Below are 2,043 nucleotides of genomic sequence, written 5' to 3' on the forward strand. Positions count from 1 at the left end.
CGCACGTCGCGGTAGATGCGCTCCAGGGGAAAGTCGCTGACGTAGCCGTAGCCGCCCAGGGTCTGGATGGCGGCGCTGCAGACGCGTTCGGCCATTTCGCTGGCAAACAGCTTGGCCATTGCGGCTTCTTTCAGGCAGGGTTGGCCGGCGTCTTTCAGGCTGGCCGCATGCCAGATGAGCTGGCGGGCCGCTTCGATCTGCGTGGCCATGTCGGCCAGGCGGAACTGCACCGCCTGGTGCTGAAAGATCGGCTGGCCGAAGGCCACGCGGTCTTTGCTGTAGGCCAGTGCGGCCTCGAAGGCGGCGCGGGCCATGCCCACGCTTTGTGAGGCGATGCCGATGCGCCCGCCTTCCAGGCCCGAGAGGGCGATCTTCAGGCCCTGGCCTTCTTCGCCCAGGCGGTTGGCGGCGGGCACGCGGCAGTTCTCGAACAGGATCTGCGCGGTGTCGCTGCTGTGCTGGCCCATCTTGTCTTCCAGCCGCGCCACGGTGTAGCCGGGCGCGTTGGTGGGCACCAGGAAGGCGCTGATGCCGCGCTTGCCGGCGGCCTTGTCGGTCACCGCCATCACGATGGCCACGTCGCCGTTCTGGCCGCTGGTGATGAACTGCTTGACGCCGTTGATCACGTAGTCGTCACCCTCGCGCACCGCGGTGGTCTTCAGGCCATCGGCCTGTGAGCCCACGTGCGGCTCGGTCAGGCAGAAGGCGCCCAGCATGCGGCCGCTGGCCAGCGGCACCAGCCATTGCTGCTTCTGCGCTTCGTTGCCCCAGGCCAGCAGGATGGAGCACACCGGGCAGTTGTTGACGCTGACCACGGTGGAGGTGCCGCCGTCGCCGGCCGCGATCTCTTCCAGGATCAAGGCCAGCGACAGGTAGTCCAGCCCCGCGCCGCCGTACGCGTCAGGCACGGCCACGCCGTAGCAGCCCAGCTCGGCCAGGCCTTGCAGCTCGGCCTTCGGAAAGTGGTGCGCCTTGTCCCATTGCGCCGCCTGCGGCGCAATGCAGTCCTGCACATAGCTGCGCACGGCGTCCTGGATGGCGCGGTGGTCTTCACTCAGATGCATGCGAGGGGTCCTGCTTGTTGCCGGGCTGCTGGGCTACCAGACCAGCGGCTGGCCGTCGTGGTTGAAAAAGCCGCCGCTGTGCTGCGGCGTCAGGCCGGCCACGGTGCGGCGCAGGTCGGCAATGCTCTGCTGCGGCGTCAGGTCGGCCTGGCTGCCGCCCATGTCGGTCTGCACCCAGCCGGGGTGCAAGGCCACGCAAACGGCCCTGTCCTGCCAGGCCAGCGACACGTCTTTGACCACCGAGTTGAGCGCGGCCTTGCTGGCGCGGTACAGCCAGCCGGCGGTGGCCGAGCGCAGGCCGATGGAGCCCATGCGCGACGACAGCACCGCCACCTTGGCGCCGGGCGCCAACGCATCGGCCAGCTGCGGCAGCACCCGCATGGCGCCCAGTACGTTGGTGTGCATCACCGCGTCGAAGTCGGCTTCGGTGGGCGTTTGCAGCGCCTGCGTGCGCGGGCCGTACACGCCGGCCATCAGCCACACCTGGTCGAAGCCCGCGTTGTCGCAGCGCCAGGCGATGCCCGAGGCGCTGGCGGCATCGCTCACGTCCAGCGCAAAGGCTTCGGCGCCCATGGCCTGCAGTGCGGCCACACCTTCAGTGCCACGGGCGGTGGCCGTGACCTGGGCACGGTCGGCCAGGCATTGGCGCACCAGCTCTTGTCCCAGCCCGCGGCTGGCGCCGATCACCAGCACCTTCATCGTGCGGCCCCGCTCACAGCAGTTCCAGCGCCATGGCGGTGGCTTCGCCGCCGCCGATGCACAGCGAGGCCACGCCACGCCGGGCGTTGCGCTTCTTCATCGCACCCAGCAGCGTGACGACGATGCGCGCGCCCGAGGCGCCGATGGGGTGGCCCAGCGCCACCGCGCCGCCATGCACGTTGACGATGTCGTGCGGCAGCTTGAACTCGGCCATGGCCGCCATGGTGACGGCGGCAAAGGCCTCGTTCACTTCCCACAGGTCGACCTGGCCGGGCTGCCA

Annotated in this window: 2 protein-coding genes and 1 pseudogene; all 3 read right to left on the minus strand. The window is 69.6% G+C overall.

Features of this window, described 5'->3' with window-relative positions:
- Positions 1 to 1,064 (minus strand): acyl-CoA dehydrogenase family protein (locus ABNT58_RS00005; RefSeq protein ID WP_348751470.1); only part of this gene is annotated, 1,064 nt, incomplete at its 3' end.
- A gap of 33 nt (positions 1,065 to 1,097) precedes the next feature.
- Positions 1,098 to 1,763 (minus strand): SDR family oxidoreductase, encoded by a 666-nt coding sequence (locus ABNT58_RS00010; RefSeq protein ID WP_348751471.1) that lies wholly within the window; start codon positions 1,761 to 1,763, stop codon positions 1,098 to 1,100.
- A gap of 13 nt (positions 1,764 to 1,776) precedes the next feature.
- Positions 1,777 to 2,043: pseudogene (locus ABNT58_RS00015) on the minus strand (acetyl-CoA C-acetyltransferase); the annotation flags it as partial.

The organism is uncultured Aquincola sp. (assembly GCF_964001545.1).
In the GTDB taxonomy this organism is placed as follows: domain Bacteria; phylum Pseudomonadota; class Gammaproteobacteria; order Burkholderiales; family Burkholderiaceae_C; genus Aquincola.

Coding starts and splice junctions, on each gene's coding strand:
- ABNT58_RS00010 (WP_348751471.1), bottom strand. CDS start 1,763: ATGAAGGTGCTGGTGATCGGCGCCAGCCGCGGGCTGGGACAAGAGCTG.